Here is a 25,567-nt window from a genome sequence, read left to right as displayed (position 1 = left end):
AACCGGCTATGACAATGGTTCGGAACATCTTGCGCGGCTTTGTCTGGCTCGAATCAGGGCCGGAACATTGTACAGAAATTTAAAGGCTCCAAGCCGCTCGCAGGCGCCCGGTTAACACGGGGATTGCGGCGGGGGAAGGGCGGCCTGCGTACGCGCCAACAGTCGGATGCGGCAGCCTTCTCAGGGATCGCAGATCGAGTCGCGCCCGATGGAGCGGCGGCGGCCGGCGATCTTCGATGATGGCCGTTCGAATCGCCGACCTCAAAAAGCGCGGCCGCATCGACGGCGCGATCCTATCAAGGCGTGCTGAAAATTCGGAGAACGCCATCGACCTCGTTGCGACCGAGCTTTTGTTGCTGCCTCAACTCCGGCACGCACGTCCCGAAACGAGCAGGCTTGGGCAAGCCGGTTTGGGGACGAGCATATGGCAGTGGATTTAGGGCAACAGATCGCATCATTCGAGTCCTGAACGGTATTTTGGTAAGCCCGTGGGGTTGGCGCATTCGAGGTGTTCAGGGCTATATTCGAGGCTATACTCGCCTTTTCAGTTTTGCGTGTCGGGGATTGCCATGAGCCGGACGGGGGCGTTTCAGCTTGCGATAACGACGGCCGTGCTGGCGCTTTGCGGCGCGACAGCGCAGGCCCAACAGGTCGGCACGGCATCGGCGGTCAACCCGGCCGCGACCGCGAACCTGAAGACCATCACCATCGGCCAGTCGATCGCGCACAAGGAACGCATCCAGACCAAGTCCAGCGGCTCGGTGCAATTGCTGTTCCTCGACAAGACCTCGATGACCATCGGTCCGAACAGCGACCTTACGATCGACGAATACGTCTATGATCCCAGCGCCAATACCGGCAAGCTGGCGGCGACGCTCGGCAAGGGCGCGCTGCGTTTCGTCGGCGGCCAGATCAGCCATAACGGCGATGCCGAGATCAAAACCGCATCGGCGTTGATCGGCATTCGTGGCGGCGTGATGATGACCGACGGCAAAGGCGGCATCTATTCCGGCTACGGCACGATGACCGTGAACTCCGGCGGTCAGACCGTGACGCTCGGAGCCGGCGAATTCACACAAACTCAAGCGGGCGGCCCGCCGACTCCGCCCGGCCTGCCGCCGCCGGGATTCGTGCAGAAGCAGATCGCACGCTTTCAGAGCGCGGCCGGTCAAACCGGCGGCGCACGCCGGGGCGCGGCGTCGCCGGCAAATGTCGCAGCCGCAGAGCACAGTGCGACCGGATCGCCCGGCGGATTGGTGACGGGATCGGGCGCGCCGCCCTCTCCTGCTCCGCCCACCATCGTCCAGCAGGTCAATGCGATCACGTCCGCGTTCACGCAGTCGATCCAGACGTCCAATCAAGCGGCGGCGTTGCAGGAGATCGTGCAGGATCGGCCGACGGGCGGCAACAACACACCGCCTATCGACAACAGCCCGCGACCTTCGGCAACGCTGACCGGATACGTCGGGGGACTGGACGTCGTAAACCTGAACAATACCAATCAGGCGCCTGACTCACGTCCGATCACCGGCACGGCGGCGATCAACCTCGATGCGGCCAACAATCGCGTTCAGGGCAATCTGGACATATACGCCTATGATCCGGCGAATCCGTTCACGCAACTCGCGCAAAGTATTCACGCGCTGCTGCAGTTCGGATCGACAGGATCGACCGGCCCGGCCAACAGCGGCTATTCCAATTACAACAATTTTTATGCGAACATCCCCGACAACTCCACCGTCAATAACAAAGCGGTCACCGGCGTGCTCGTTTCCGCCAACGGCATCGCAGCGAACCAGGTCGTCACCGGCGCGATCCCCAATCTGACGGCATGTCAGTGCGACTATACGCGCTGGGGATTCTGGGCGGTCAGTGCAGCCAACGGCAATGCGACGCCGGACGAAGCGCTGATTGGCACCTGGGTCGCCGGCCGGCCGGTCGGCAGCATCAGTGACGTGCCCACGACGGGTACCGCAACCTACACCGGTCACGTCATCGCCAACGTGAACAGCGCGGGCTTCGTCGCCGGCGGCTTCTCCAACGCCGTAGACTTCGGTGCGCGATCCGGCGCGGTCAGCGTAACCAACCTCGACGGCGCCAACTACGCCGGCACGGTGAATTTCAACAACGACCCTCGTAATTTCGGTGGCACCATTGCTGGCAATGTCGGCGGCCGCAGCATGGCCCTGCAGGGCAGCTTCTTCCAGGGTGCGCACAGTCCCGTCGGCGAGATGGGTGGAAGCGTTGCGATTTCAGGCGCCAACAATTATCTCGGCAGCGGCATTTTCGCGGCCAGCAAGCGCTGAGAGTTGCCTCAATCGCGCTGAGCCTCGGGTGAGTTTGATTGAATTGTCATGGCCGGCTTCAGGCCGGACATCCACGTCTTGCAGCGTGGATCGACTCGGCATGTGGATCGAAAGACCTGGATCGCCGGCATAGGCAAGCGAAGCGAGGCCGTTCTCCGAACGGCCATGATCCGGTCATGACCCGCTGAGACGCTTCATCGCCCACTCATCCTGAGCGAGCGCGTCGAAATCACCATGGCGCGACGCGCTGCGAAGTGCGCGGCTGCCCAGAACGCAGTTCGTGCGGCGTGTCAGGGATTGAGATATGGCGCGTCGGTGTCTTTATTTCCCCGGCATCCAGGGCTGGTAATCGCCGGTCGCCTTGGGACGGCGGCCGCTTACCATGGTGGAGCCGGGCGGGCGATAGGCTGCCGGCGTGCCGGTCATGTTCGGCACATGCGGCTTTTGCCATTCGCGCGGCCGATAGTCCTCTTTGGTCGGCGGAACATCCACAATGTGATGAATCCAGCCGTGCCACTCCGGCGGAATGCGGCTGGCTTCCGTGTAGCCATTGTAGACCACCCAACGCCGCTCGAAGCCGAGCGTCGGATCGATCTTCCCGCCGCGCGTCCGGTAATAGCAGTTGCCCTGGCTGTCTTTCCCGACCAGTTCGCCGAAGCGCCACGTCCAGAGCTGCGTGCCAAAAGTCTGGCTGTTCCACCAGGTAAAGAGTTTGAGAAAAAACTGCTTCATGGCCGGGTCCGCCGTGGAAAGGATCATCAACGCCCTGATTTGATGGCATCCCGCCGCACTCTTGTCCAGCGCGACCGCAAAGCCGAATGGCGAGGCCCGCCCGCCGGCAGATGCCGGATCGGTCCGAATTGGCGGGTTGCGCCTTCGGCTAAGCTGCCCTACAGACCCACCCTCCGTCCGGCGACATCCCCGCTGCGCCCGACACCGCGCTCCGTGATCCAAGGCTGCGGCTGTTGACGGGCAAGACAGAACCCTGAATGTTGCCGTCCAGGCATGAAAAATAAAGGCTGCGAAATGTCCGAAGTCGTCAACAACATGGAAAAACACCGCTACGAACTCGAAGTGGACGGGCATATCGCCGCGATCTACTATCGGTTTCTGGACGGAATCATCGTGTTTACTCACACTCAGGTGCCGCCCGAACTCCGCGACAAGGGCGTGGCTTCGGAACTCGTAAAGGGCGCGCTGGATCAGGTGCGCGCCGATCGATTCAGGGCGGGCGCCCAATGCCCCTTCGTGAAGGACTGGATCGACAAGCATCCGGATTATGCCGATCTGCTGAGGTCGAATTTGTAAGAGGCAAATGTCTCAACACTCGCGCTCTTGAAGGACATTACGCCGCCGCCCGCCGCGAGGCGCTATCGGGAATGCCCGCCGCGGGCTAAACCGAGGCGCCGGGAGGAATCTGAGCGCAGACATGATTGCGGTCAACGACAACAAAGCCCTGAGCCGCTTTGAACTGGAAGTCGAGGGCGGCGTTGCTTTCGCGAACTACCGCCTCGCGCCGGGTGTTGTCGTCATCACCCACACTGAAACGCCGCGCGAACTGCGCGGACGCGGCATCGCATCGGCGCTGGTGAAGGGTGCGCTGGCGCTGATCCGAACCGAGGGCCTGAAGGTGGTCGCCGGTTGCGGTTTCGTCGCCAACTATCTTGACAAACATCCGGACGAAGCCGACCGCGTGGCCTGAGGCTGCGGGCACCCGCTGGAAGCTGCGCCAACGGACGCCCGGCGTTTTCGCTTCCGATTGATCAGAAGCGCCGGACGATTGTTCCGATGCGTTTTCTTGACGCGAACCGGTGCCCCCATGCTCGGATCAAGCCCGAGAACATGCTTCGCTCGAAAACGCTCTAACGCATCAGTGCTGCTTCATATCCGGCGGCAACTTGCCACCGTTGGCTGCGAGTTGAGCCATCATCTGCTTGTGCAGCCAGATGTTCATTGCCGCTGAATCGTTGGTGTCGCCGGAATACTTCAGATCCTTCGCCAGTTCCTTGCGGGCGCTCAGGCTGGAGTCGATATCGAGGGCCTTCATCAGATCGACGATCGATGTCCGCCATGCCAGCTTTTCCTTCTTGGCGGCGACGGCCTTGTCGAGAATGGCCGCGACATCGACGCTGCCCGCGGGCGCAGCGCCCGATGAGGCGACCGCGCCGCCGCCTGCTTCAGGCGCCGGTGTTGCCGCTTCGGCGTGCGTGCCGAAGATGGCGCCCATGATCTTTCCGAATATGCTCATTGTGCCGCTCCAATAGCTTCACGTCTTGTACAGATCGATCCGAGGCGGAACCTCGCATCCGTTTCCGTCCGGTCGTAAAAAGAGTAGCCGCCTCGTTACGGCTTGCCAATGACAATGCCACACCGCGCGAAAGCGCGCTTGTTTCGTTCGCTGCAAGCGACATCACGACATCACAATGTCGCATTTGACATTGTCGCGCTTTGCGAACGGGTTCGCTCGCATGCAATTCAAAGTCGTGACGACATTGTTTCCTTTTATCGCGCCAACCGGCGGCCGAAAAAAATCACTGAACAGTGAGCAACGAAAACCAGCGATAGGGATTAGAATTGCCTTACAGGTCGCGGCAAGACCAGGTTCCTTGCTTTCGCGTCTGGGCTTGATCGTGATCGGTTTCCGGAGGGGCAAACCTGCGCCTTCTGACGGACGGCGTGAGGATTGGCCCCGTGAAAGGGAGACAACGAACATGGCCACCTCTTATCCTGTGGACGCCCCATCACGACTACAATCAGGAACGGTCGCCACCGACGGACCGGTTATCCGGCACATCGGCCTCTCCGACCTTTTCGATGCGCTGCGGCTGGGCTGGGAAGACTTCAAGGCGGTACCCAGCCACGCCATTGTCCTTTGCGTGATCTATCCCATAATCGGAATTCTGGTGGCGCGGATGGTTCTCGGCTACTCGGTCTTGCCGCTGCTGTTTCCGATCGCCGCCGGCTTTGCGCTGATCGGACCGTTTGCGGCGCTCGGACTTTATGAACTGAGCTATCGGCGCGAACTCGGCATGGATGCGTCCGCCTGGCACGCGTTCCGCGTGCTGCGGGCACCGTCGTTCGGCTCGATGCTCGGACTCGGCGCGCTGTTGCTTGTCATTTTCTTCGTCTGGGTGGCGACAGCGCACGCAATCTACGTGTCCACCTTCGGCAACGCCCCGGCATCGGTCATTCCCGATTTCCTCGGGCGCGTCTTCACCACCCCCGAGGGCTGGCGCCTGATCGTAGTCGGCTGCGGCGTCGGATTTCTGTTCGCGGCCGTCGCCCTGTCGATCAGCATCGTGTCGTTCCCGCTGATGCTTCATCAGCACGCCGACATGGCCGACGCCATGCTGACATCGATGCGCGTGGTTGCGAAGAATCCCCTCGCAGCCGCGGAATGGGGCTTGATCGTCGCCGTCCTGCTGGTGATCGGGTCGATCCCGTTCTTCCTCGGCCTCACCGTCGTGATGCCGTTGCTCGGTCATGCGACGTGGCACCTCTATCGCAAGGCGATCGAGAGCCCTTTGACGTCGTCAGCACACGAAGTTCCGGAAACGGAAAGGGAAAAGCGCTACGCGGCGGACTTCCCGTCTGTCCTGTTCCCGCCTTACGGGCGCAAGCACCGATATTTCGATAGTGCGGATTGACGAAAGACGCCTCCCACACGGCCGTCTCGTTCGCGAGACGGCCGTTGGCGTGAGGAACGTTCGGCTTGCGCTCCAGCCCCGTGACGGTGCCATGGGAAATTTCGAAAGTGCGGGATCAGCAAAGCTAATAATCAAAGCCAGTAGTAATGAATAAATATTCATCACTATGGCGACTCACTGTTGCCGATCGCGGGCAACTCTTCAGGGCTACAGCGCCGCACACCGTCTACTCCGTGACCGCTGCCGCAAAGGCGATTCCCCTGGGCCGGAAAACGCGCTACCCCTTCGTCCATGACACAGATCGACTTCTCCAGCGCCGCCGTTCATATCGTCGGTGGCGGTCTCGCCGGCTCCGAGGCCGCCTGGCAGGTCGCCAATAACGGCGTTCGGGTGGTGTTGCACGAGATGCGGCCGCAGCGGATGACCGCGGCGCACCAGACCGATGGCCTGGCGGAACTTGTCTGCTCCAATTCGTTCCGTTCCGACGATGCAGCGAACAACGCGGTCGGACTGCTTCACACCGAGATGCGCCGGCTGGGTTCGCTGATCATGCGTTGCGCCGACGCCAATCAGGTGCCGGCCGGCGGCGCGCTCGCGGTGGATCGCGAGGGCTTTTCGTCCGCCGTGACCAAAGCGCTCGGCGATCACCCGTTGATCGAGATCAGCCGCGCCGAGATCGCCGGCCTGCCTCCGGCGGCCTGGCGCAATGTTATCGTCGCCACCGGTCCCCTCACCTCGGCCCCCCTCGCCGATGCGATCCGCGCGCTCACCGATGAATCCGCCCTGGCTTTTTTCGACGCGATCGCGCCGATCGTCCATCGCGACTCTATCGACATGTCGAAGGCCTGGTTCCAGTCGCGCTATGACAAGATTGGTCCCGGCGGCAGCGGCGCCGATTACATCAATTGCCCGATGACAGAGACGCAGTATCACGCCTTCGTGGACGCACTGATCGAGGGCGAGAAAGCCGTCTTCAAGGACTGGGAGACCGACACGCCCTACTTCGACGGCTGCCTGCCGATCGAGGTCATGGCTGAACGCGGCCGCGAAACGTTGCGTCACGGTCCGATGAAGCCGGTCGGCCTGACCAATCCGCACGATCCCACAGTGAAGCCGTACGCCATCGTGCAGTTGCGGCAGGACAACAAGCTCGGCACGCTTTACAATATCGTCGGCTTCCAGACCAAGCTGAAGCACGGCGCGCAGACCCGCATCTTCCGCACCATTCCGGGTCTTGAGAACGCGGAGTTCGCTCGCCTCGGCGGTCTGCACCGCAACACCTTCCTGAACTCGCCGAAACTGCTCGACTCACAGTTGCGCTTGCGCGCCGAGCCGCGGTTGCGCTTCGCCGGGCAGATGACGGGGTGCGAAGGCTATGTCGAATCCGCGGCAATCGGACTGATCGCCGGCCTCTATGCCGCGTCCGACGCGCGCGCGCGGATGCTTTCGACTCCGCCGCCCACCACGGCGCTCGGCGCGCTGCTCGGCCACATCACCGGCGGCCACATCGAGACCATCGACGCCGGACCGCGGTCGTTCCAGCCGATGAACGTCAACTTCGGATTGTTTCCGCCACTCGCCAATCCGCCGACGAAGAAGCCGGACGGCACGCGGCTGCGCGGCAACGAAAAGACGGCAGCGAAAAAACAGGCGATCTGTGCCCGCGCGCTATCGGACCTCGACCGCTGGATTGCGGACGCGCTTCGTCCGGCAGCGGCTGCGTAGTTCAACGGCCCTTTCAGGATCATTCATGCCTCTTCCGAAACAGGACGCCGCATTCCTGTCCACGACCTGGACCGAGGGAGTCCTGCTGAAACGCGACGTGTTCTCGACCGTCGAGCGCGGACGTTTCCGCACCGATTCCGGCGAGGTCGACGCGGTGCTGCGGCGGCTCGATCAGGTGCCGTGGTGGTCTTATCTCGTCGCGCGGCATCTGTTCGAGCGCGAACGCAAGGCGTTGACGCTCGCGCGCGATCTCGGCGTCGGCCCGAAGCTGTTGTGGAACGGCCGCCGCTCGCTGGTGCGCGGCTTCATCGACGGCGTCGCGCTGCATCTTGCCAGGCCTCACGGCGATGTCGCCTACTTCCGCTCCGCCAAGGCGGCGCTTCGCAAGCTGCATCGCGCCGGCATCTGCCACAACGATCTCGCCAAGGAACAGAACTGGCTGCGCGGCAGCGACGGCCGTGCCTACCTGACCGACTTCCAGCTCGCGGCCTGCTTCACGCGGCGCACGCCGCTGTTTCGGATCGCCGCTTACGAAGACCTGCGGCATCTCCTCAAACACAAGCGCACTTATGCACCGGGCGCCCTGACGCTGAGTGAGCGCAGGATTCTTGCGCGCAAGTCGGTTATCGCGCGCACCTGGCTGATGACCGGCAAGAAGGTGTATCAGGCCATTACGCGCGGGCTGTTCAGCTTCACCGACCGCGAAGGCGGCGGCCGTCGTCTCGTCAACGACGCCCCGGTGCTGATCGCGCGCATCCGCGAAAACAACGACGTGCGCGACGCGGCCATCGTCGCCTTCGCGGATCGCCGCAGCGGCGTCGGGCTCTACGCCTTTGTGGAAGCCGATCTGCCCGGACTGGAAGCGCAGTTGCGCTCGGCGCTCGGCTCGGCGGGCGACCCGAAACCGCCGGAGCACATCCAGATCGTTCCACGCCTGCCGCGCGATGCGGACGGCAAGGTGCGCACGGAAATCCTGCAGCTCATCGCGATGAACCAGATCGATCTGATCGAGCCGCTGATCGCCAGCCCGGCGGACCGTGAGTTCTTCCGCAGTATCCTGGAGAGCCGGAAAAACCTGCGCGACCGCTTCAATTTTGCTTCGACCGATCAGGCACTCCCATCCTGATCGTCAGCCGCGAAACGGCCTCGCGCGCGAGGCTCGCCACAACGTCCACAGAATGCGCAGCCGCGATGCAGGCTGCGGCATGAAGGGATCGTTATCCGCGCGAACCCGATCATTCAACGCACGGCGCACCATTGCGAGCGAGAGATAGACAGCGCGCGGTTCCGGCGGCAATTCCGGGAGCATGGCGATCGCCTTGTCCAGATGCGATCGCGCGCCGTCCGCCAGCCCGCGGAGCGCGGCGCGAAGCGCCGGCGTGTCGTGACCCGCGAAAACCTGCTCCGGATCGACGCCGTGCTGCTCCAGCAATTGCAGCGGCACGAACGACTGCCGCCTTGACGCATCAAAACCAATCATCGCGATCACCTGAGCGATCCCGCGCGCAAGACCGGCGTGGCGCGCGAGATGATCCATCGCGTCGGATTCCTGCCCGACGATGCGCGCGGAGAGCGAAAACAGCGCGCACGATGTATCACCAAGATATTGCTCCAACGCCGCCATGTCCGGCATCGGATCGTTGTAGAGGTCGAACTGATGCGCCTCGATCAGCCGCGACAGACGTTCGACCGGCAGGCCATGATCACGAATCGCGAGCAACAGTTCGGCCGCGACCGGATTGCCCTCGACGCCGCCGTGGCCCTCGCCTGAGAGCACATCCGTCCACCATTGCAGACGGACTTCACCGGCCAGCGGCTGGGTGATCTGCTGCCTGACCTTGGCGATCTCGACGTTGAAGGCATAAAGGGCCAGCAGCGCGCGGCGGCAACGCAACGGCGCGAACAGCGTTGCCGCATAGTTTTCGAAATCGTGGCTGCGCACGAGTTCCGCGCAGAATGCAGCGGACGAACTTTCAGATGCCCCGCCGCTCATGACGTCACGCGCAGGACCGCCGGGCACCGCCTCGCCATCGCGCTTGTCACGGAACGGCTATCAGCGCTGCCGCGACCCGGCGCCGCTCGCCCAGCATGATGTTGTAGGTCCGGATCGCCGCTCCGGTCAGCATGGTGTCCACTCCGACGCTCACGCGGCGCAGGGCTTGGCGCAGTTCCTCAGGGGCAAGCCAGACCTCGGTGCCGGTGCCGATCAGCAACGTATCGATCGCGGCCGAACCTGCGAACACGCGCGCCAGCGCATGGCGGTCGATCTCGTCCGGGCGGGTCACGGGCCACGCCCAGATGCCGTCCGGCAGGCACAACAGCGAGCCGCGGTGCGACATGGTGTCGAAACGAAAGCCGCCGCTGCCATAGGCCTCGATCGCCGCAGGCCGCGGCAGGTGCGGCACCTCCGGCAGGTCGCCGCTCACGGCTTCGATGGCTTCCGAGCTTTGGCCGGCTTTTCAGGCTTGACCGGCTTTTCCGGTTTAGCCGTCTTCTCGGACTTGGCCGTTTCCGCAAGCTTGGCTGTCTCGGACTTAGCCATTTCGGACTTGGCCGTCTCGGGCTTGGCTATCTCGGGCTGTTTGGCCGGCTTGTCGGAACTGGTCGTCTCAGTCTTGGCCGGCTTCTCCTCGACATCGGCGCGATGGTCGCCGACCCCGAGATAGATCAGAATCGGCGCGGCGATGAAGATCGAGGTATAGGTGCCGACCAGCACCACGCCGAACATCATCACGGCGGTGAAGCTGTGAATGGCGGGTCCGCCGAACAGCAGCAACGCAAGCAAGGCCAGCGTCACGGTGACGTGGGTGATTATCGAGCGCGACAACGTCGAGTTGATCGACTCGTTGAGCAGCTCGGGCATCGGCATTTTCTTGTAGCGCCGCAGCATCTCGCGGATGCGGTCGTAGATGACGACGGTATCGTTCAGCGAGTAACCCAGGATGGTGAGAAGCGCGGCGATGCTGGTGAGGTCGAAATCGACTTGCGAGATCGACATGAAGCCGATCGTCAGCACGATATCGTGAACATTGGCGATCATGGCGCCGAGCGCGAACTGCCACTCGAAGCGGAACCACAAATAGATCAGGATGCCGACGATCGCCAGCATCAGGCCGACCATGCCGTAGGCGAGTAGTTCGCCGGACACGCGCGGCCCGACCACCTCGACGCGGCGATAGGTGACGGTCTCGCCCAGCGCGCCCCGCACCTTCTGCACCGCCTCCTGCTGCGCGGCGTCGCCGCCCGGCTGCTCGGCGACGCGGATCAGCACTTCGGTCGGCCCGCCGAACTGTTGAAGCTGGACCTCCCCGAGACCGAGACCGTTCAGCGTGGTGCGCATGCTCGCCAGATTCGCATCGCCCGACTTCGACTGCACCTCGAGCAGCGTGCCGCCCTTGAAGTCGATGCCGAAATTCAGGCCGTGCGTGAAGAACAACGTGATGGCGACAATCGACAGCACGGCGGAAATCGGAAAGCTGATGCGGCGGAAGCGCGTGAAGTCGAAATGCGTGTTGTCCGGAACGATCCGCAGCGACGGCAGCAGGCCGAAGCAACTGATGATGGTCAGGACGACGATGAGGGCACCAAGGCCGAGCAAAATCCAGTGAGTCACAGCCGGCTCCGCGTCATCAGATCGGCACGTTCTGGGGTCGCTTCCAGCGCACCCATGTCGCGACGATCAGCCGGGTCACCTCGAATGCCGTGAACACCGTGGTGATGATGCCGATGCCGAGCGTCACGGCGAAGCCGCGCACCGGGCCGGTGCCGATGTAGAACAGCACCGCGGCCGCGATGAACGTCGTGATGTTGGAATCCAGGATCGTCGCCAGCGCCCGCTTGAAGCCGGCGTCGATTGCCGAAATCGCGGTGCGGCCGCCGCGAACTTCCTCACGGATGCGCTCATAGATCAGCACGTTGGAATCGACGGCGATGCCCACGGTGAGCACGATGCCGGCGATGCCGGGCAGCGTCAGCGTCGCGTTCAACAACGACAGCACGCCGAAAATCATGGCGACGTTGATGGCGACGGCGATATTCGCGAACACCCCGAACAGCCGGTAGGTCAGCAGCATGAACAGGATGACCATGATCGAACCGACATAGGCGGCGAGTTCGCCTTTCTCGATCGAATCCTGTCCGAGGCCGGGGCCGACGGTTCGCTCCTCGATGATCGTCAGCGGCGCCGGCAGCGCGCCGGCGCGCAGCAGGATCGCAAGGTCGTTGGCCTCCTGCACCGTGAAATTCCCGGAAATCTGGCCGGAGCCGCCGGTGATCGGTTCGCGGATGACCGGCGCGGAGATCACCTCATTGTCGAGGATGATGGCGAACGGCTGTCCGACATTTTCGGACGTCGCCTGCGCGAACTTGCGCGCGCCGTTGCTGTTGAATCGGAAGGTCACGATCGGCTCGCTGGTGCGCGAGTCGAATCCGGGCTGCGCGTCGGTCAGGTCGCCGCCGGAGACGAGCACCTGCTTCTTGACGACGTAAGGCGTCTTGGGCGCCTGCGAACTCATCAGCACTTCGGAATCGGCGGGCACCCGGCCTTGCAGGGCCTGCTCGGGCGAGACGCTCGAATCGACCATGCGGAAATCCATCTTGGCGGTCTTGCCGAGGATTTCCTTCAGCCGCGTCGGGTCCTGCAATCCCGGCACCTGCACCAGAATGCGGTCGGAGCCCTGGCGCTGGATCAACGGCTCGACGGTACCGAGTTCGTTGACGCGCTTCTCGATGATCTGGATCGACTGCTCGACCGACTGGCGGATGCGGTCGGTAACCGCAGCCTGCGGAACCGTCAGGCGGATCAGCCCGCCTTCAGCACTGCTGACTTCGAGGCTGCGCTGACCGTTGGAGCCGAGCAAGCCTCCGAGCGGTTGCGACAGATCGCGCAACTTGCCGAGCGCGGTCTGGAATTCATCATCCTTGCTGATGCGCACCTCGACAGCGCCGTTCTTGACGGCAAGGCCGGTATAGGCGATCCGCGCGTCACGCAGCGCCTTGCGTGCGTCGTCGCGAACCTGATCGAGTTTCTCTTTCTTGACGTAGTTGGAATCGACCTCGAGCAGCAGATATGAGCCGCCCTGAAGATCGAGACCCAGTACGAGGTGGCGCTGCGCCCATTTCGGCCAGGTCTTGACCTGCGCCTCCGGAAAGAAGTTCGGCACGGCGCACAGGCAGACCAGAAAGGCGGTTGCGACGATCGCCAGCGCTTTCCACCGCGTAAAGTACAGCATCGCGATAACCCGTCAGCTCGCGGCGTCCTCGTCCTTGGCGTCCTCGCCTTTGGCGCGTCCCTTTGCCGGTTCGCCCTTGGTCGGCTCGCCCTTCGCCGGCTCGCCCTTGGCGCGGACGATTGAAATCATCTGCCGCATCTGCCGCACCCGAACGCCGTCCGCGATTTCGAACTCGATCTGGTCGTCGTCCACCACCTTGGTGACTTTTCCGACGAGACCGCTCGAGGTGATGACGGTGTCGCCGCGACGGATATTCTTCACCAGCTCGTTGTGCTCTTTCGCCTTCTTCTGCTGAGGACGGATGATCAGGAAATACATGATAATGAAAATCAGCGCGAACGGCAGCAGCGACATCAGAAGGTTGTTGGTCTCGCCGGCACCGGCGGCCTGAGCAAACGCGGGAGTTATGAACATTCGGACGATTCCTTGAAACGGAGCAGGCCTGCGCGACGGCAGAGTCGCCCGGCGCGAGACAAATTCGCGCGGACTATAGCGGCCACAGTCCCAATTGCAACGCCGCCAGACCCTTGATCGGGCCTCATTATTCCGGCTGCTTGCGGGGAAGGGGGCAGCTCGCTAAGGGTCGTGCTCAGGAAGGGCCAAGATGGCAAGAAAGTCAGGGAAAACCGGCACCCGTAAAATGCCGGGGGCCCGCACCGGCAATCGCGGCAGCGGCGCGACAAAAGGTCCGAAATCGGCTGCGGCGCCAGCCGCCGCGGAACGGATCGCGAGCGCGCTCGAGGCGATCGCCGCGGCCATGTCCTCCGCGACAACGAGGCCAGACTACGGCGCGGCGCTGACACGCGCGGACGCCTTCATCTGGCACCCGGAAGGACGACTGGTGCCGGTGCCGCGCGTCAGCCGGGTCGACCTCGGCCTGCTCAGGGGGATCGACCGGATGCGCGACATCCTGATCGAGAATACCGAACGCTTCGCCAAGGGCCTGCCTGCGAACAACGCCCTGCTCTGGGGCGCGCGCGGCATGGGCAAGTCGTCGCTGGTCAAGGCGGCGCATGCGAGCGTCAACGCCCAGGCCGGCGGTCGGCTCAAGCTGATCGAAATTCACCGCGAGGATATCGAGAGCCTGCCGGGCCTGATGGAACAGCTCCGCTCGTCGGACTTCCGTTTCATCGTGTTCTGCGACGACCTGTCGTTCGACGGCAATGACGCCTCCTACAAATCGCTGAAGGCGGTGCTCGAAGGCGGCATCGAGGGACGTCCCGACAATGTCATCCTGTACGCGACGTCGAACCGCCGCCACCTGCTGGCGCGGGACATGATCGAGAACGAGCGGTCGACCGCGATCAATCCCGGCGAGGCCGTCGAGGAAAAGGTCTCGCTGTCGGACCGCTTCGGCCTCTGGCTCGGCTTCCATCGTTGCAGCCAGGATGAATATCTCGCGATGGTGCGCGGCTATTGCTCCCATTTCGGCATCAAGATCGACGACGCCGAACTTGAACGCGAAGCGCTGGAATGGTCGGCGACGCGCGGCTCGCGATCGGGACGCGTCGCCTGGCAGTTCACGCAGGACCTGGCGGGGAGACTTGGCGTGCGGATAGCGACGAAGTAGCTCTTGCAAGCAGACGCCTCTTGCAAAACCCGACGTGATACCCGACGGCGGGCATCGCGCGCCTTGTCCTTTTCAATCAGCGCGAGAGGTCCCGGATACCGGATCACCCGCTTTCGCGGGTGACGGTGCTGCACCGGAGATGCTGCCGGCCTCACGCCCCGTTGAGGAAACGAAGCGGGTCAACCGGTGTAGACCCTTTTCGGATCTCGAAGTGGAGCTCCGGCGACGCCGCCTCACCCGATTGACCCGACTTGGCAATGACCTGGCCGCGCTTGATGGTATCCCCGCGCTTCACCAACAATTCACTCGCATGGGCATATGCGGTCACGTAACCGTTGGGGTGCCGAACCAGGATCAGGTTGCCGTAGCCCTTGAGTTCATTTCCCGAATAGGCAACGACGCCATCCTCGGCAGCCTTCACCGGCGTACCCTCGGGCACCGCGACGTTGATGCCGTCATTGGATTTGCCGTTGGTCCTGGCGCCATAGGCCGCGATCACACGGCCGCGGACCGGCCAGCGGAAAGTCGGCAGCGCCCCGGTCGCCTCGGCGGTCTTTACCGCCGGCTTGACCGCGGCCTCTTCGGGCGTCGTCGTAACCGCGAGGTTGACCTTTTGCACCGGACCTTCCGGCGTCGCCGCCGCTGTGTGAACCGCAGGTGCAGCGGCTGCGGGAGGCGCGGCCGCAACAGGCTGGGCGGCCGCGGCGGCGACCTTCGTCGGCACCGTTATCTTCATGCCGACCTTCAATGTCGCACCCGGCTGCAGACCGTTGGCGCGGGCGAGTTCGCCGACCGCGAGATGATTGCGGCGCGCGATGCTCATCAGCGTGTCGCCACGGTTGACGTAGTGGGTGGCGGAGGCAGCCTGAGCGACCGCCACGGGCTTCGCTGCCGGAGCGGCATGAGTGTCCGCCGCCGCCGCGCGCTTCGGAATGATCAGTTGCTGGCCGGGCTGCAGCCTGCGGGGACCGTGGTAGCCGTTGGCCTTGAGGATTTCGGCGGTGGAGACGCCATAGCGGCGCGACAACCCCTCCAGCGTGTCGCTGGTGCCCACGATGATCGAAGTGCCGCCATTGTGGTTCCAGCCATCCCGCGATGCGACGTGGCTAGCGGGCTCGATCGGACGCGCTGGCGGCGCATACGAGTGCGCGCTTCGCCCGCTCTCGGAGGCGCTCGATGCCACCGGATAGGTTTTTGGCGTCGAGATCGGCGGCGGCAGCGGCTGGGATTGATATTGCGACCGCGAATACTGCGGCAACTCGCGGCGTTCGACAGGCGCCGCCGGCGCTGGCGCCACCGAGCCGGTTGACTCGCGCTGCCACCCGAAACGACTTGATTGCTGCTGCGGACTGCTGTCGATCTGCGCAAGGCGCGAGGACATGTCCGCGCTGCATCCGGCAAAACCGATCGACACCAGCGTCAGCACCGCGACCTGCGGTACGCGACGCGAGCAAAGCACCTCGATGACACGCGACATGGTTACTCACTCGACGCAACTAAACTACAAAATTGACTAAACACGCCTCGAGTAAACAAGCCTTTAACCGTAGAACAACGCATTGCGGCGACGACCAAACTTTGCGCGCCCCGAAATTCGCGGAAGGCGCTACGCGGTCGGCAAACCCTTATCCGGGCTAAAGTTCGCGGGCGATGCCCGGCAGCGCCGGCACGAAACGAACATCGATCAGTTCCTTGCGGACCAGTCCGGCGGTGGTCCGCCGGAGGAGGATCAGCGTCTGCCGTCCGTTGTGCGGCCCGACCGGCGCGATCAGAAGCCCGCCGGGCTCGATCCGAGCTATCAGCGCGTCCGGAATCCGCTCCATCGCCGCCGTCACCAGAATGCGGTCGAATTGTCCCGCTTCGGGCGGAATGTCGAAGCCGTCGCCCAGCATGATCTCGACATTGTCGCACTTGAGTTGCACCAGCAGGGCGCGAGCACGTTCGGCAAGCTCGCGAAATCGCTCGATGGTCACGACCTCGCGGCACAGCCGCGACAGGATCGCAGCCTGATAGCCGGAGCCCGTGCCGATCTCCAAGACCCGGTTGTCGTCGCGCAACTCCAGCCGTTCCGTCATGTAGGCGACGACGAAAGGCTGGCTGATAGTCTGGCCGCAGGCGATGCCGAGCGCGGTGTCCAGCCAGGCATCGTTGCGATCGGCCACATCCACGAAGAGGTCGCGCGGAACGCTTTCCATCGCGCGCAATACGCGCTGATCGCTGATGCCACGCCGCCGCAGGTTGAGCTGAAACATCATCTTCTCGGGCGGCGGACGATCGACGAGGGGCATTGGTGAACTCTCGAGCGCTGGCGCCTGGCCGCGCCGAATATCAAGATCAGGTGATGCAAATCTGCGCAGATCGCCCGCCGGGTCAATCCGGAGGATCAAATTTTTGTTCCCCCGCGGAACGAGAACGGCCCTGCCCGGACCCCACCCGGGGCGCCGGAAGACCCAAAATTACGTCCAAGTAGTTGCTGCAATTCGACCCCGCAATACCTTATCATGCTGGCAGCGACAGCGGCACGCATTGCCTTGGGAGGCGTAATTTGCGACCCTGTATTGGAAATTGGTCAAGGGATCGGTCTCTTCCATGGCGCCAGTAAAGCCGTCCGGTGGCTCGGTGTTCCTCGTCGAGGACGAGGTCATGATCCGCATGATGGTTGCGGACATGCTGGAGGAGCTCGGCTACAGCATCGCCGCCGAATCCGGCGATATCGAGCAAGCGCTCATGCTCGCGCAGACCGCCGACTTCGACATCGCCATCCTCGACGTCAACGTCAACGGCAAGCTGATTTCCCCCGTGGCCGAGGCGATCGAAGAACGTAACCGGCCTTTCATTTTCGCAACCGGCTACGGGACGCAGGGCCTGCCGCCGGAATATCGCGACCGCCCGGCGTTGCAGAAACCATTCCAGATGGAAAACCTCGCGGTCATGATCGAGAGCACGCTCAATCGCAGCGCCGCGGCCGAGCGCACCTGACCATCGCGATCCCGGCAAACGCCGCCAGAGTCTTTTCGTTTCTCACGGAATCGAAACGAGGCTCCATGATTTTGTTTTGACGCGTTTACCTGACGCGAACCGCTATCCGCTTCGCGCGAAAACGCCGTGGCGGCTCAAAGGCATTTCTTCTCTGCAAAGAACCGCGCACCCTATTTCAAGGCCGTCGTCAGAACCTTAAGGAACGCATCGTCGGTGCGATCCAGCCGCAACGGCGTCACCGAGACGCACCGCGACGCGATCGCCGCGAGATCGGTCCCTGCCGCCGGGGTATCCGCGGCATCGGCCTTCTCGAATCCGATCCAGAAATACGGGTTGCCGCGGCCGTCGCGGCGTTCAACGATCTTGAGAAAGCCGAGATTGCGCTTGCCCATTCGCGTCACCAGCACCCCCGCCACATCCTCCGGCGCGCAGGCGGGAAAATTGACATTGACCACAGTGTTTTTGGGAATGCCGGCGTCGATCACCCGGCGCAGGATCTGCGGCCCGAATGTGAGCGCGGTTTCCCACACCGGCCTGTCGCCGGTCTCCATGCTGAATTCCTGCGAGAGCGCGAACGATGGCAGGCCGAGCATCGTGCCCTCGAGCGCGCCCGCGATGGTGCCGGAATAAACCACGTCCTCGGCGACGTTGCGGCCCCGATTGACCCCGGAAAGCACGAGATCAGGCCCTTTTTTGCCGAGAATGTGCCGCGATCCCATGATCACGCAATCGGTCGGCGTACCCTTCACCGCGAAATGACGCGGTCCGATTTCGCGCAGTCTGAGCGGGTCGTTGAGCGATAGCGAATGTGAGACGCCCGACTGATCATGCTCGGGCGCGACCACCCAGACGTCGTCCGACAGCTCCCTTGCAATTTGCTCGATGGTCGTGAGGCCCGGCGCGTTGATGCCGTCGTCGTTGGTGCAGAGAATTCGCATTCGTGAGGTTGCCTTTTCCGGCCGCCGCCAGCGCCGTTCGGACACCTCTTATCCGGCCAGGCCAAGCCTGGCAAACCTGACGATCCGACCTCGCCGAGGATTTTTTACGTTCGGGTGATGCATCTCACATCGCCCGCCGGAGCGCACGTCTATGCCCGATGTCGCGACCGGAAATGTCCGGTTTTCATGACAGGAGCGAGACATGCACAGCGACATTCGAGAGCTGACCGCAGGCGAACTCAACGACGTCGGCGGCGGCGAGATCACCATCGTCGCCGACAAGGACTATTTTGGAATTGAAGTATCCTTCGGCAAATACGGCGTCGCGGTCTGGGCCACCGGCGGCTCGGTCTGCGGCGCGACCTACACGCCTCATCACAACGGCGGGACGTGCCTTCCGTAAAGACCTGCAAGGGTGGCGTCGCGCACGCCGCCCTTGACGCCGTCACCGCGCGTTTCCGGCCGCACAAGCGCTGTCCGCGCGGGCGCGTTGCAGGAACCCTTTGGCCAGCGCGTGGTAGACGCCTTCCTTGCAGACCAGCCGCGAGCTGCCATAGGCAATCAGCGCCGCCGCCATCAGCGGCACCACCATGGCGTGATTATCGGTCATTTCCGTCACGATCACGAAGGCGGTGATCGGCGCCTGCACCACGCCCGCGAAATACGACACCATGCCGAGCAGCAGGATTGCGCCCAGCGGCGTGCCCGGGAAAAAATGGGCCACGTTGGATCCGAGTCCCGCGCCCGCCGCGAGCGAGGGCGAAAAGATTCCGCCGGGAATGCCGCTCACAGTCGAGAGCAGGGTTGCGAGCAGCTTCAGCACCCCGAAACTCTCGGGCAGCGGCGCCCCGCTCTCCAGCGCGTGCTTCACCTGCGCATAGCCCGTGCCGTAGATCGTGTCGCCGGACAGGTATCCGCACACGGCGACGCCGAGCCCGCAGGCAAACGCAAACGGAAGCGGATGGCGCTTGATGAGCGAGCCGAGCCGTCCCGGAAGCCCGAACGCCAGCAGGATCACAAGACGGCTGAACAATCCACCGGCGAGGCCGCCGAAGACGCCGCAGATCGGCACCGCCAGCCAGTCGACGCCGTGGCCGAGCGTGGTCGCGGTGTGGCCGAAGTAAGCATAATTCCCGACCAGCGCCAGCGATGTGAGCCCGGCCGCGATCACGGTGCCGATGATCAGGCCGCTGGTGCGCACCTCGAAGGCGCGGCTCATCTCCTCGATGCCGAAGACGATCCCCGCAAGCGGCGTGTTGAAGGCCGCGGCGACGCCTGCGGCCGCTCCCGCAAGGATCAATCCGGGCTGGCGGCGCGGGGACATCCGCCCGATCGCGAACATGATGGATGCGCCGATCTGCACCGTCGGCCCCTCACGACCCACCGATGCGCCGCAGAGCAGACCCAGCACGGTGAGAAAGATCTTCCCGACGCCGATGCGAAACGAGACCAGCCGGCCGCGCGCCTCATGGTCGCCGAGCTGGCGCGCCGCGATGGCCTGCGGGATGCCACTGCCTTGCGAGTTCGGAAAGAACCGCAAGGTGAGAAACACCGACAGCACAAATCCGAGCGGGGTAACGACAAAGGACGCGTAGCGCCATTTTTCGAGCAGGCGCGCGAACAGGAACTGGGCGAGGTCCGAGGCCTGCGTCAGCCCCACCGCGGCCGCGCCGACGGCAACACCGCCCGCGACAAAAATGACCCGCCGCTGCCACCGGGTCGAGATGACCCGGACCGATCGCAATTGCCGTTCGGTGAGGTGCGGCCTCTGCATCATCCCTCGCGGCCGATCACCTTGAGGCCGCCCATGTAGGGCTGCAACACATCTGGCACGGCGATGGAGCCATCGGCCTGCTGATAGGTCTCCATCACCGCGATCAGCGCGCGGCCGACGGCGGTGCCGGAGCCGTTCAGCGTATGCACGAAGCGGGGCTTGCCGTCGCTTGCGCGATAGCGCGCGTCCATGCGCCGCGCCTGGAAATCGCCGCACACCGAGCAGGACGAAATCTCGCGGTAAGCGCCGCCCTCTCCTTGACTCGAGATTTGTCCTGGCATCCACACCTCGATGTCGTAGGTTTTCTGTGAAGCAAAACCCATATCGCCGGTGCACAGCGTCATCACGCGGTAATGCAGATCGAGCCGGCGCAGCACCTCCTCGGCGCAGGACAACATGCGCTCGTGCTCGTCTTTTGATGCTTCCGGCGTGGTGATCGACACCAGTTCGACCTTGCTGAACTGGTGCTGGCGGATCATGCCGCGCGTATCGCGTCCCGCCGCGCCTGCTTCGGCGCGGAAGCACGGCGTCAACGCGGTGAAGCGCAGCGGCAGTTCTTTTTCATCGAGGATGGATTCGCGGACGAGGTTTGTCAGCGGCACTTCGGCGGTGGGGATGAGCCAGAGCGCACTCGCTGCATCTATCAATTGTTGTAATCGCTCCATTCCGTCTTCGGAAAGATAGGGCTTCACACCTGCGTCAGTTTCGATTGGTTCGAAATATTTTGTGTCGCCATATTTGTCAGGCGCAGTGTCTTCCGCATGAAGTTTTTCTAGTGCTTTTGCTTTTTCCGCATTGCTCGCCTTTCTTCTGGCTCGAAACTGATCCTCTTCAAACTTCGGCAACTGCGCGGTGCCGAACATCGCACCATCCCGCACCAGCAGCGGCGGATTGACCTCGGTGTAACCGTGCTCTCCCGTATGCACGTCGAGGAAGAATTGCCCGATGGCGCGTTCGAGCCGCGCCAGCCCGCGCTTCAGCACCACGAAGCGCGCGCCGGACAGCTTGGCCGCCGCCTCGAAATCCATGTCGCCGAGTGCGCCGCCGAGATCGTCATGCGGTTTCGGCGCGAAGGCATAGTCGCGCTTTTTTCCAAAGATGTGATGCTGCACGTTGCCGTGCTCATCGGTCCCATCAGGCACCTCGTCGTGCGGCAGGTTCGGAATCTCGGCCAGCGCCTTTTTCAGCTCCTCGTCCGCCGTCTTCGCCGCCGCGTCCATTTGCGGCATGGTGGTCTTGAGTTCGGCGACCTCGGCCATCAGCTTCGCGGCGCGCGCCTCATCCTTCGTCTTCTTCGCCTCGCCGATTTCCTTCGAGGCCGCGTTGCGCCGCGCCTGCGCCTGCTCGGACGCGAGAATGGCCGCGCGGCGCTTCTCGTCGATGGCGAGCAGAGACGGCGATGCGGGAGCCAGCCCTCGCCGTTTCAGCGCCGCGTCGAACGCTTTCGGATTGTCGCGGATCGCCTTGATGTCGTGCATGGGAGTCAGTCCAAAAGAGAAGAAGCGGCGAGAGCAGCGGCGTCATGTCCGCGAAAGCGGGCATCCAGTAACCCGAATGGCCGGAATTGGAAACCGCTGGCGAACGATGACGACGGGAATCGGGGAGATGATAGCAGATTAGTCCGGCGGCCCCGCCCCGCCCTACTCCGCCGGGTTTCCCGCTGGCGGCGACGTGGCTGTCGCGCCGGCCGCCTTGGCGGCCTTTTTCTCGACCATGCCGACGGCGATGATCGAGCCCTCGTAGAGCAGGAGCAGCGGCAGCGCCAGCGAGGTCTGGCTCAGCACGTCGGGCGGCGTCAGCACCGCCGCGATGACGAAGGCGACGACGATGAAATAGCGGCGCTTGTCGCGAAGCTGCTTCGAGGTGATGACGCCGATCCGCCCCAACAGCGTCAGGATCACCGGCAACTGGAAGGCGATGCCGAAGGCGAAAATCAGCGACATCGTCAGCGACAGGAATTCGCCGACCTTGGGCAGCAGTTGAATCTGCGCGGTTTCGGGACCCGACATCTGCTGCATGCCGAGCGAGAAGCGCACGATCATCGGCAGCACCACGAAATACACCACCAGCGCGCCGAGCACGAAGAAAACCGGCGTGGCGATCAGGTACGGCAGGAATGCGTTACGCTCATGTTTGTAGAGACCCGGCGCCACGAACTTGTAGATCTGTGTCGCGACGATCGGAAACGAGATAAAGCCCGCGCCGAACAGCGCGAGCTTCAACTGGGTGATGAAGTATTCAAGCAGCGCGGTGTAGATGAATTTCGAATTCTCCGGCCCCGCGACCCAGACGAACGGCCAGATCAGGACGTTGTAGATCTGCTTGGCGAAGAAGAAGCAGAAGATGAACGCGACGCCGAAGCCGACCAGCGCCTTGATCAGCCGCGAGCGCAGCTCGATCAGGTGATCCATCAGCGGGGCCTTGCTGGCCTCGATGTCTTCCGCGCTCATGACGCTTTGACGTCCTTGACCGCTTCGTCCCTGCCGACCTCGTGCGGCGTGTCATGCGGGACCGGCTCTGGCATGGCAGGGGCGCTCTGAAAATTGCGCGTGATCGCCAACGGCTCGGATGGAGGCGCCACGGCATCGGCTTTCGTGGAAGGCTCCGGGGTCGCAGCCTCCTGCACAGCCGCTCCGCTTGCGGAAGCGCCGTCGACGGATGCGATAGGCTTATCAAAATCCTCGAGCCTCGGCGGCTCGCCGAGCGATTCGGTCAGCCTGGTCATCAGCTTGCCGCTGGTCAGCCCGCTGGTCGCGTCGCGCACCTCGTCGAAGGATTTTTTCAGGTCGGCCATTTCGGCTTCGCGCATCGCTTCGTTGAACTGGCCTTGGAATTCGGCGGCCATCCTGCGCGCCTTGCCCATCCACTGTCCGATCGTGCGCAGCACGCCGGGCAGCTCTTTCGGGCCGATGGCGATCAGCGCGACGACCGCGATGACGACCAGTTCACTCCACCCGATGTCGAACATGAGATTTTCCGCTCACGCGAGGCCTTGCGCCGGGTCGGCGCGTTCGTAGTCCTCGCATCATTGCCGCGGATTCGCGACCCGCGGCCGTATCGTCAGGCGGCCGTATCGATCAGACCGTCTTGCTGCCGACGTCGGACCGGTTCGTGCCGGACGCCTGCGCGTTATGGTCGATCGTCTTCACGGGCTCGGGTTTTTCCGCAGCGGTCTCATCGTCCTTCATGCCTTTCTTGAAGGCCTTGATACCCTGCGCGACGTCGCCCATCAGATCTGAAATCTTCCCGCGGCCGAACAGCAGCAGGACGATCGCGATCACCACGATCCAGTGCCAGATGCTCAGTGAACCCATCCTGCAATCCTCCAAAAGTCGGCGGCCGGAGTCCGGCCGAAGCTGTACGGAAGGTAGGCTCCGGGGTCGGCGAAAACAAGGATTTAGGCCACGGCCGGGTTAAAAGGAGCCCGGTAACCTTATGACTTTAGTCGGTCATGAACGCGGCGGAACAATGCCGTGGATTTCGAACAGCCGCGCTCGCTCCGAACCATTCCGCTAGAAAACGAAGGCTGGCGGGCGTTCGAGACCCGGCAGCACCGGAACCGACGCATCGAACAGAGGCCGGTCGCCGAAATCGGAGTGCGAATGCGTGACGATGACCGCCCGCGGCGTGCTCATGGCGAACACCCCGACCAGGCGCCCCTCGTCGCCAAGCTGCCGGTAAAGCGACTCCGGCATCACCTCGGTCGCGCCCTCCAGAATTATCGCGTCATAAGGTGCGTTGGCCGGCGCTCCTTCGGGCGCTGCGGCGTCCACCACGCTCACCTCTCCGAGGCCGAGCGTTGCGAGAATGCCGGCCGCTTTCGCCGCCAAGCCCTTGTCGCCTTCGGTCGCGGTCACGCGGCGCGCGAGCTTCGCAACCAGCGCGGCGGTGTAGCCGGTTGCGCAGCCGACCACAAGAACGTTGTCGGTGCTCTTGATGTCGGCGGCCTGGACCATCTTTGCGACCACCATGGGTTTGATCAGAAACCGCTTCGGCGCACCCTTTTCGCTGACGTCCAGATCGAGATCCAGATAAGCCAGCGCGCGGCGATCCTCCGGAACGAAGACCTCGCGCGGCAGCGCCAGCATCGCGTCGATGATCCTGTGATCGGTGACATCGCTGGGGCGCACCTGACCATCAACCATATTCCTGCGAGCGGTCGAAAAGTCAGACATCGGCGATCCCTTGACCCCAGCAAAAGTTCCTCGAGGACTAAGGCACCCCCACGGTCGATGCAAGCATTTGGTGGAATGGCCATTGCCGGCCGTTGCATTTTGTCGCAGCGTTTTCCGTCGGTTGCAGATCGTCCGGCGTACGGAAATCAGCCCACCGTTCTTCCTTGCGGAACGACCACGGATTGCCCATTTCCCGCTTTGCAAGCGTGGGAGGCTTTGTTATAGGCTGCCCTGCCTGCGATGACGTTTCGCATGTTCCCTGGTAGCTCAGCGGTAGAGCATTCGACTGTTAATCGAATGGTCGCTGGTTCGAATCCAGCCCGGGGAGCCATTTAAATCTGAAATTTAAATCTGAAATCAAATCGTTATTCGAGTTTGTGTAAAGCGCCCATGAGGCGCTTTTTTCGTTGGGCTTCCCCTCGAAGGCCTACGGGAGACGCCTTTTGGCGGCCCTCGAACCGGTCAGAAAATGATGTGACTATCCTCTCCCACCCGGGGATAACCCTGTGCACATCCTGTGGAAAACTGCCCAAATTATGACCAATTTTGCGAACTAAGCTGTTGCAATTAGAATTATTATTTTTTCCTTTTGTTGCGTAGTGTTCAGTTGCGTGGTGTCCAAATGAAAAGATTTCATTTGCTTATTCTTGCGGCTTCCATTGCCGGAGCTTCGTCGCTTGCGTTCTTCGCGTCGGTAATACCTGCGCAGGCGATCCAATGCAGTTCCGAATGGCCGTCGAACGCGCGATCGCATTGGTCCTATCGGCTCATAGACGGCCGAAAATGCTGGTATGCAGGCAAGCCGATGTTGTCGAGATCAATGTTGCACTGGTCGCCGACTCAAACGACACAAGCGCCCAAACACAGCACGCGGAGCGCCACCCACGGTGATCGGGATATGTCCGAGGCCCGTCGTCTTAAGGCTCTGACCGACGAGAATGCCCAACTGAAAAAACGGCTGGCCGATCTGGATGCCTACCGCAAACTAAACGGCCTTCCGGTGAATTACAGTCTCTTGGATGCGCAGGCTTCGATTCCGGACGATTCTTTCGAAGCGCGTTGGCGCACGCGCTTCCTCGAAGCCATCGAAAAATAGCAACCAGCCTCCCTGCTATTGCGGCTGCGGCCGCGCAGAAACCGCATGCAGGCACATTCATCCGCCGAATTGAAATTCCTGCCGCCGCTGACCAACGGCATTTCCCGTCGTCCGATTATGGGTTAG

At 62.9% G+C, this 25,567-nt stretch carries 26 protein-coding genes and 1 tRNA gene; 11 read left to right on the top strand and 16 right to left on the bottom strand.

What is annotated here, in order from left to right; genetic code table 11:
- Positions 1–569: 569 nt before the first annotated feature.
- Positions 570–2,306: a FecR domain-containing protein gene (locus tag ACS3WA_RS08200; protein ID WP_438278022.1), complete on the top strand. Its 1,737-nt coding sequence runs from the start codon at positions 570–572 to the stop codon at positions 2,304–2,306.
- A 321-nt stretch (positions 2,307–2,627) separates the two neighbouring features.
- On the opposite strand, the gene ACS3WA_RS08195 is transcribed toward ACS3WA_RS08200, so the two are convergent.
- Positions 2,628–3,038, bottom strand: a complete 411-nt coding sequence (locus ACS3WA_RS08195; RefSeq protein ID WP_438278021.1) for an NADH:ubiquinone oxidoreductase subunit NDUFA12 — start codon at positions 3,036–3,038, stop codon at positions 2,628–2,630.
- Positions 3,039–3,332: 294 nt separating this feature from the next.
- On the opposite strand from ACS3WA_RS08195, the gene ACS3WA_RS08190 reads away from it, so the two are divergent.
- Both ACS3WA_RS08190 and ACS3WA_RS08185 read left to right on the top strand, forming a co-directional pair.
- Complete coding sequence (locus tag ACS3WA_RS08190; protein WP_438278020.1) at positions 3,333–3,614, top strand: GNAT family N-acetyltransferase; 282 nt, start codon at positions 3,333–3,335, stop codon at positions 3,612–3,614.
- Between the two features lie 121 nt (positions 3,615–3,735).
- On the top strand, positions 3,736–4,008 hold the full coding sequence (locus tag ACS3WA_RS08185; RefSeq protein WP_438278019.1) for a GNAT family N-acetyltransferase: 273 nt from the start codon (positions 3,736–3,738) through the stop codon (positions 4,006–4,008).
- Between the two features lie 168 nt (positions 4,009–4,176).
- Here ACS3WA_RS08185 and ACS3WA_RS08180 read toward each other — a convergent pair whose 3' ends face one another.
- Positions 4,177–4,554, bottom strand: a complete 378-nt coding sequence (locus ACS3WA_RS08180) for a DUF3597 domain-containing protein (RefSeq protein ID WP_438278018.1) — start codon at positions 4,552–4,554, stop codon at positions 4,177–4,179.
- 463 nt (positions 4,555–5,017) lie between these two features.
- Here ACS3WA_RS08180 and ACS3WA_RS08175 point away from each other — a divergent pair, with 463 nt between their 5' ends.
- From ACS3WA_RS08175 to ACS3WA_RS08165, 3 genes are all read left to right on the top strand, one after another.
- Complete coding sequence (locus ACS3WA_RS08175) at positions 5,018–5,953, top strand: DUF2189 domain-containing protein (protein WP_438278040.1); 936 nt, start codon at positions 5,018–5,020, stop codon at positions 5,951–5,953.
- 291 nt (positions 5,954–6,244) lie between these two features.
- The gene (trmFO, locus tag ACS3WA_RS08170) at positions 6,245–7,678 is read left to right on the top strand and encodes a methylenetetrahydrofolate--tRNA-(uracil(54)-C(5))-methyltransferase (FADH(2)-oxidizing) TrmFO (protein ID WP_438278017.1); all 1,434 of its coding nucleotides are present in this window, start codon (positions 6,245–6,247) and stop codon (positions 7,676–7,678) included.
- 25 nt (positions 7,679–7,703) lie between these two features.
- Positions 7,704–8,804, top strand: a complete 1,101-nt coding sequence (locus ACS3WA_RS08165; protein WP_438278016.1) for a serine/threonine protein kinase — start codon at positions 7,704–7,706, stop codon at positions 8,802–8,804.
- Between the two features lie 3 nt (positions 8,805–8,807).
- On the opposite strand, the gene ACS3WA_RS08160 is transcribed toward ACS3WA_RS08165, so the two are convergent.
- From ACS3WA_RS08160 to yajC, 5 genes are read right to left on the bottom strand one after another with little or no spacing between them, the layout of a single operon-like run.
- On the bottom strand, positions 8,808–9,671 hold the full coding sequence (locus tag ACS3WA_RS08160; protein ID WP_438278015.1) for a phytoene/squalene synthase family protein: 864 nt from the start codon (positions 9,669–9,671) through the stop codon (positions 8,808–8,810).
- Between the two features lie 46 nt (positions 9,672–9,717).
- Positions 9,718–10,104, bottom strand: a complete 387-nt coding sequence (locus ACS3WA_RS08155; protein ID WP_438278014.1) for an Mth938-like domain-containing protein — start codon at positions 10,102–10,104, stop codon at positions 9,718–9,720.
- Entirely contained in the window at positions 10,101–11,291 is a 1,191-nt protein-coding gene (gene secF, locus ACS3WA_RS08150; RefSeq protein WP_438278013.1) for a protein translocase subunit SecF, read from the bottom strand. The genes ACS3WA_RS08155 and secF overlap by 4 nt, the downstream gene beginning before the upstream one ends.
- A 16-nt stretch (positions 11,292–11,307) precedes the next feature.
- Entirely contained in the window at positions 11,308–12,909 is a 1,602-nt protein-coding gene (gene secD, locus ACS3WA_RS08145) for a protein translocase subunit SecD (protein WP_438278012.1), read from the bottom strand.
- A 12-nt stretch (positions 12,910–12,921) separates the two neighbouring features.
- Complete coding sequence (yajC, locus tag ACS3WA_RS08140; protein WP_438278011.1) at positions 12,922–13,323, bottom strand: preprotein translocase subunit YajC; 402 nt, start codon at positions 13,321–13,323, stop codon at positions 12,922–12,924.
- Between the two features lie 190 nt (positions 13,324–13,513).
- Between yajC and ACS3WA_RS08135 the strand changes: the two genes are divergently transcribed.
- A complete protein-coding gene (locus ACS3WA_RS08135; protein WP_438278010.1) occupies positions 13,514–14,479 on the top strand; it encodes an ATP-binding protein in 966 nt (321 codons plus the stop codon).
- A gap of 151 nt (positions 14,480–14,630) precedes the next feature.
- On the opposite strand, the gene ACS3WA_RS08130 is transcribed toward ACS3WA_RS08135, so the two are convergent.
- Both ACS3WA_RS08130 and ACS3WA_RS08125 read right to left on the bottom strand, forming a co-directional pair.
- A complete protein-coding gene (locus ACS3WA_RS08130) occupies positions 14,631–15,956 on the bottom strand; it encodes a peptidoglycan DD-metalloendopeptidase family protein (protein WP_438278009.1) in 1,326 nt (441 codons plus the stop codon).
- Positions 15,957–16,113: 157 nt separating this feature from the next.
- Complete coding sequence (locus ACS3WA_RS08125) at positions 16,114–16,767, bottom strand: protein-L-isoaspartate(D-aspartate) O-methyltransferase (RefSeq protein ID WP_438278008.1); 654 nt, start codon at positions 16,765–16,767, stop codon at positions 16,114–16,116.
- 301 nt (positions 16,768–17,068) lie between these two features.
- Between ACS3WA_RS08125 and ACS3WA_RS08120 the strand changes: the two genes are divergently transcribed.
- Positions 17,069–17,458, top strand: a complete 390-nt coding sequence (locus ACS3WA_RS08120; protein ID WP_438278007.1) for a response regulator — start codon at positions 17,069–17,071, stop codon at positions 17,456–17,458.
- 170 nt (positions 17,459–17,628) lie between these two features.
- Here the strand turns inward: ACS3WA_RS08120 and surE are convergent, their stop codons facing one another.
- Positions 17,629–18,396: a 5'/3'-nucleotidase SurE gene (gene surE / locus ACS3WA_RS08115; protein WP_438278006.1), complete on the bottom strand. Its 768-nt coding sequence runs from the start codon at positions 18,394–18,396 to the stop codon at positions 17,629–17,631.
- A 202-nt stretch (positions 18,397–18,598) separates the two neighbouring features.
- On the opposite strand from surE, the gene ACS3WA_RS08110 reads away from it, so the two are divergent.
- On the top strand, positions 18,599–18,799 hold the full coding sequence (locus tag ACS3WA_RS08110; RefSeq protein ID WP_438278005.1) for a hypothetical protein: 201 nt from the start codon (positions 18,599–18,601) through the stop codon (positions 18,797–18,799).
- A gap of 42 nt (positions 18,800–18,841) precedes the next feature.
- On the opposite strand, the gene ACS3WA_RS08105 is transcribed toward ACS3WA_RS08110, so the two are convergent.
- From ACS3WA_RS08105 to ACS3WA_RS08080, 6 genes are all read right to left on the bottom strand, one after another.
- Complete coding sequence (locus ACS3WA_RS08105; protein WP_438278004.1) at positions 18,842–20,170, bottom strand: chloride channel protein; 1,329 nt, start codon at positions 20,168–20,170, stop codon at positions 18,842–18,844.
- On the bottom strand, positions 20,170–21,648 hold the full coding sequence (serS, locus tag ACS3WA_RS08100; RefSeq protein ID WP_438278003.1) for a serine--tRNA ligase: 1,479 nt from the start codon (positions 21,646–21,648) through the stop codon (positions 20,170–20,172). Before serS ends, ACS3WA_RS08105 begins: the two co-directional genes overlap by 1 nt.
- A gap of 162 nt (positions 21,649–21,810) precedes the next feature.
- Positions 21,811–22,620: a twin-arginine translocase subunit TatC gene (gene tatC, locus ACS3WA_RS08095; RefSeq protein WP_438278002.1), complete on the bottom strand. Its 810-nt coding sequence runs from the start codon at positions 22,618–22,620 to the stop codon at positions 21,811–21,813.
- On the bottom strand, positions 22,617–23,138 hold the full coding sequence (gene tatB, locus ACS3WA_RS08090; protein WP_438278001.1) for a Sec-independent protein translocase protein TatB: 522 nt from the start codon (positions 23,136–23,138) through the stop codon (positions 22,617–22,619). The genes tatC and tatB overlap by 4 nt, the downstream gene beginning before the upstream one ends.
- A gap of 109 nt (positions 23,139–23,247) precedes the next feature.
- Entirely contained in the window at positions 23,248–23,484 is a 237-nt protein-coding gene (locus ACS3WA_RS08085) for a twin-arginine translocase TatA/TatE family subunit (protein WP_438278000.1), read from the bottom strand.
- A 198-nt stretch (positions 23,485–23,682) separates the two neighbouring features.
- Positions 23,683–24,345 carry a protein-L-isoaspartate O-methyltransferase family protein gene (locus ACS3WA_RS08080; protein ID WP_438277999.1) on the bottom strand — a complete coding sequence of 221 codons (663 nt, stop codon included), beginning with the start codon at positions 24,343–24,345 and terminating at the stop codon, positions 23,683–23,685.
- A gap of 256 nt (positions 24,346–24,601) precedes the next feature.
- Here ACS3WA_RS08080 and ACS3WA_RS08075 point away from each other — a divergent pair.
- Positions 24,602–24,676: transfer RNA gene (locus ACS3WA_RS08075), tRNA-Asn, on the top strand.
- Positions 24,677–24,967: 291 nt separating this feature from the next.
- Positions 24,968–25,441 (top strand): hypothetical protein, encoded by a 474-nt coding sequence (locus tag ACS3WA_RS08070; protein ID WP_438278042.1) that lies wholly within the window; start codon positions 24,968–24,970, stop codon positions 25,439–25,441.
- Positions 25,442–25,567: the final 126 nt, after the last annotated feature.

It is taken from the genome of Nitrobacter sp. (genome assembly GCF_051535235.1).
GTDB lineage: Bacteria > Pseudomonadota > Alphaproteobacteria > Rhizobiales > Xanthobacteraceae > Nitrobacter.
Note: the sequence above shows the minus strand (reverse complement) of the source record. Positions and strands in the feature narration are given on the sequence as shown.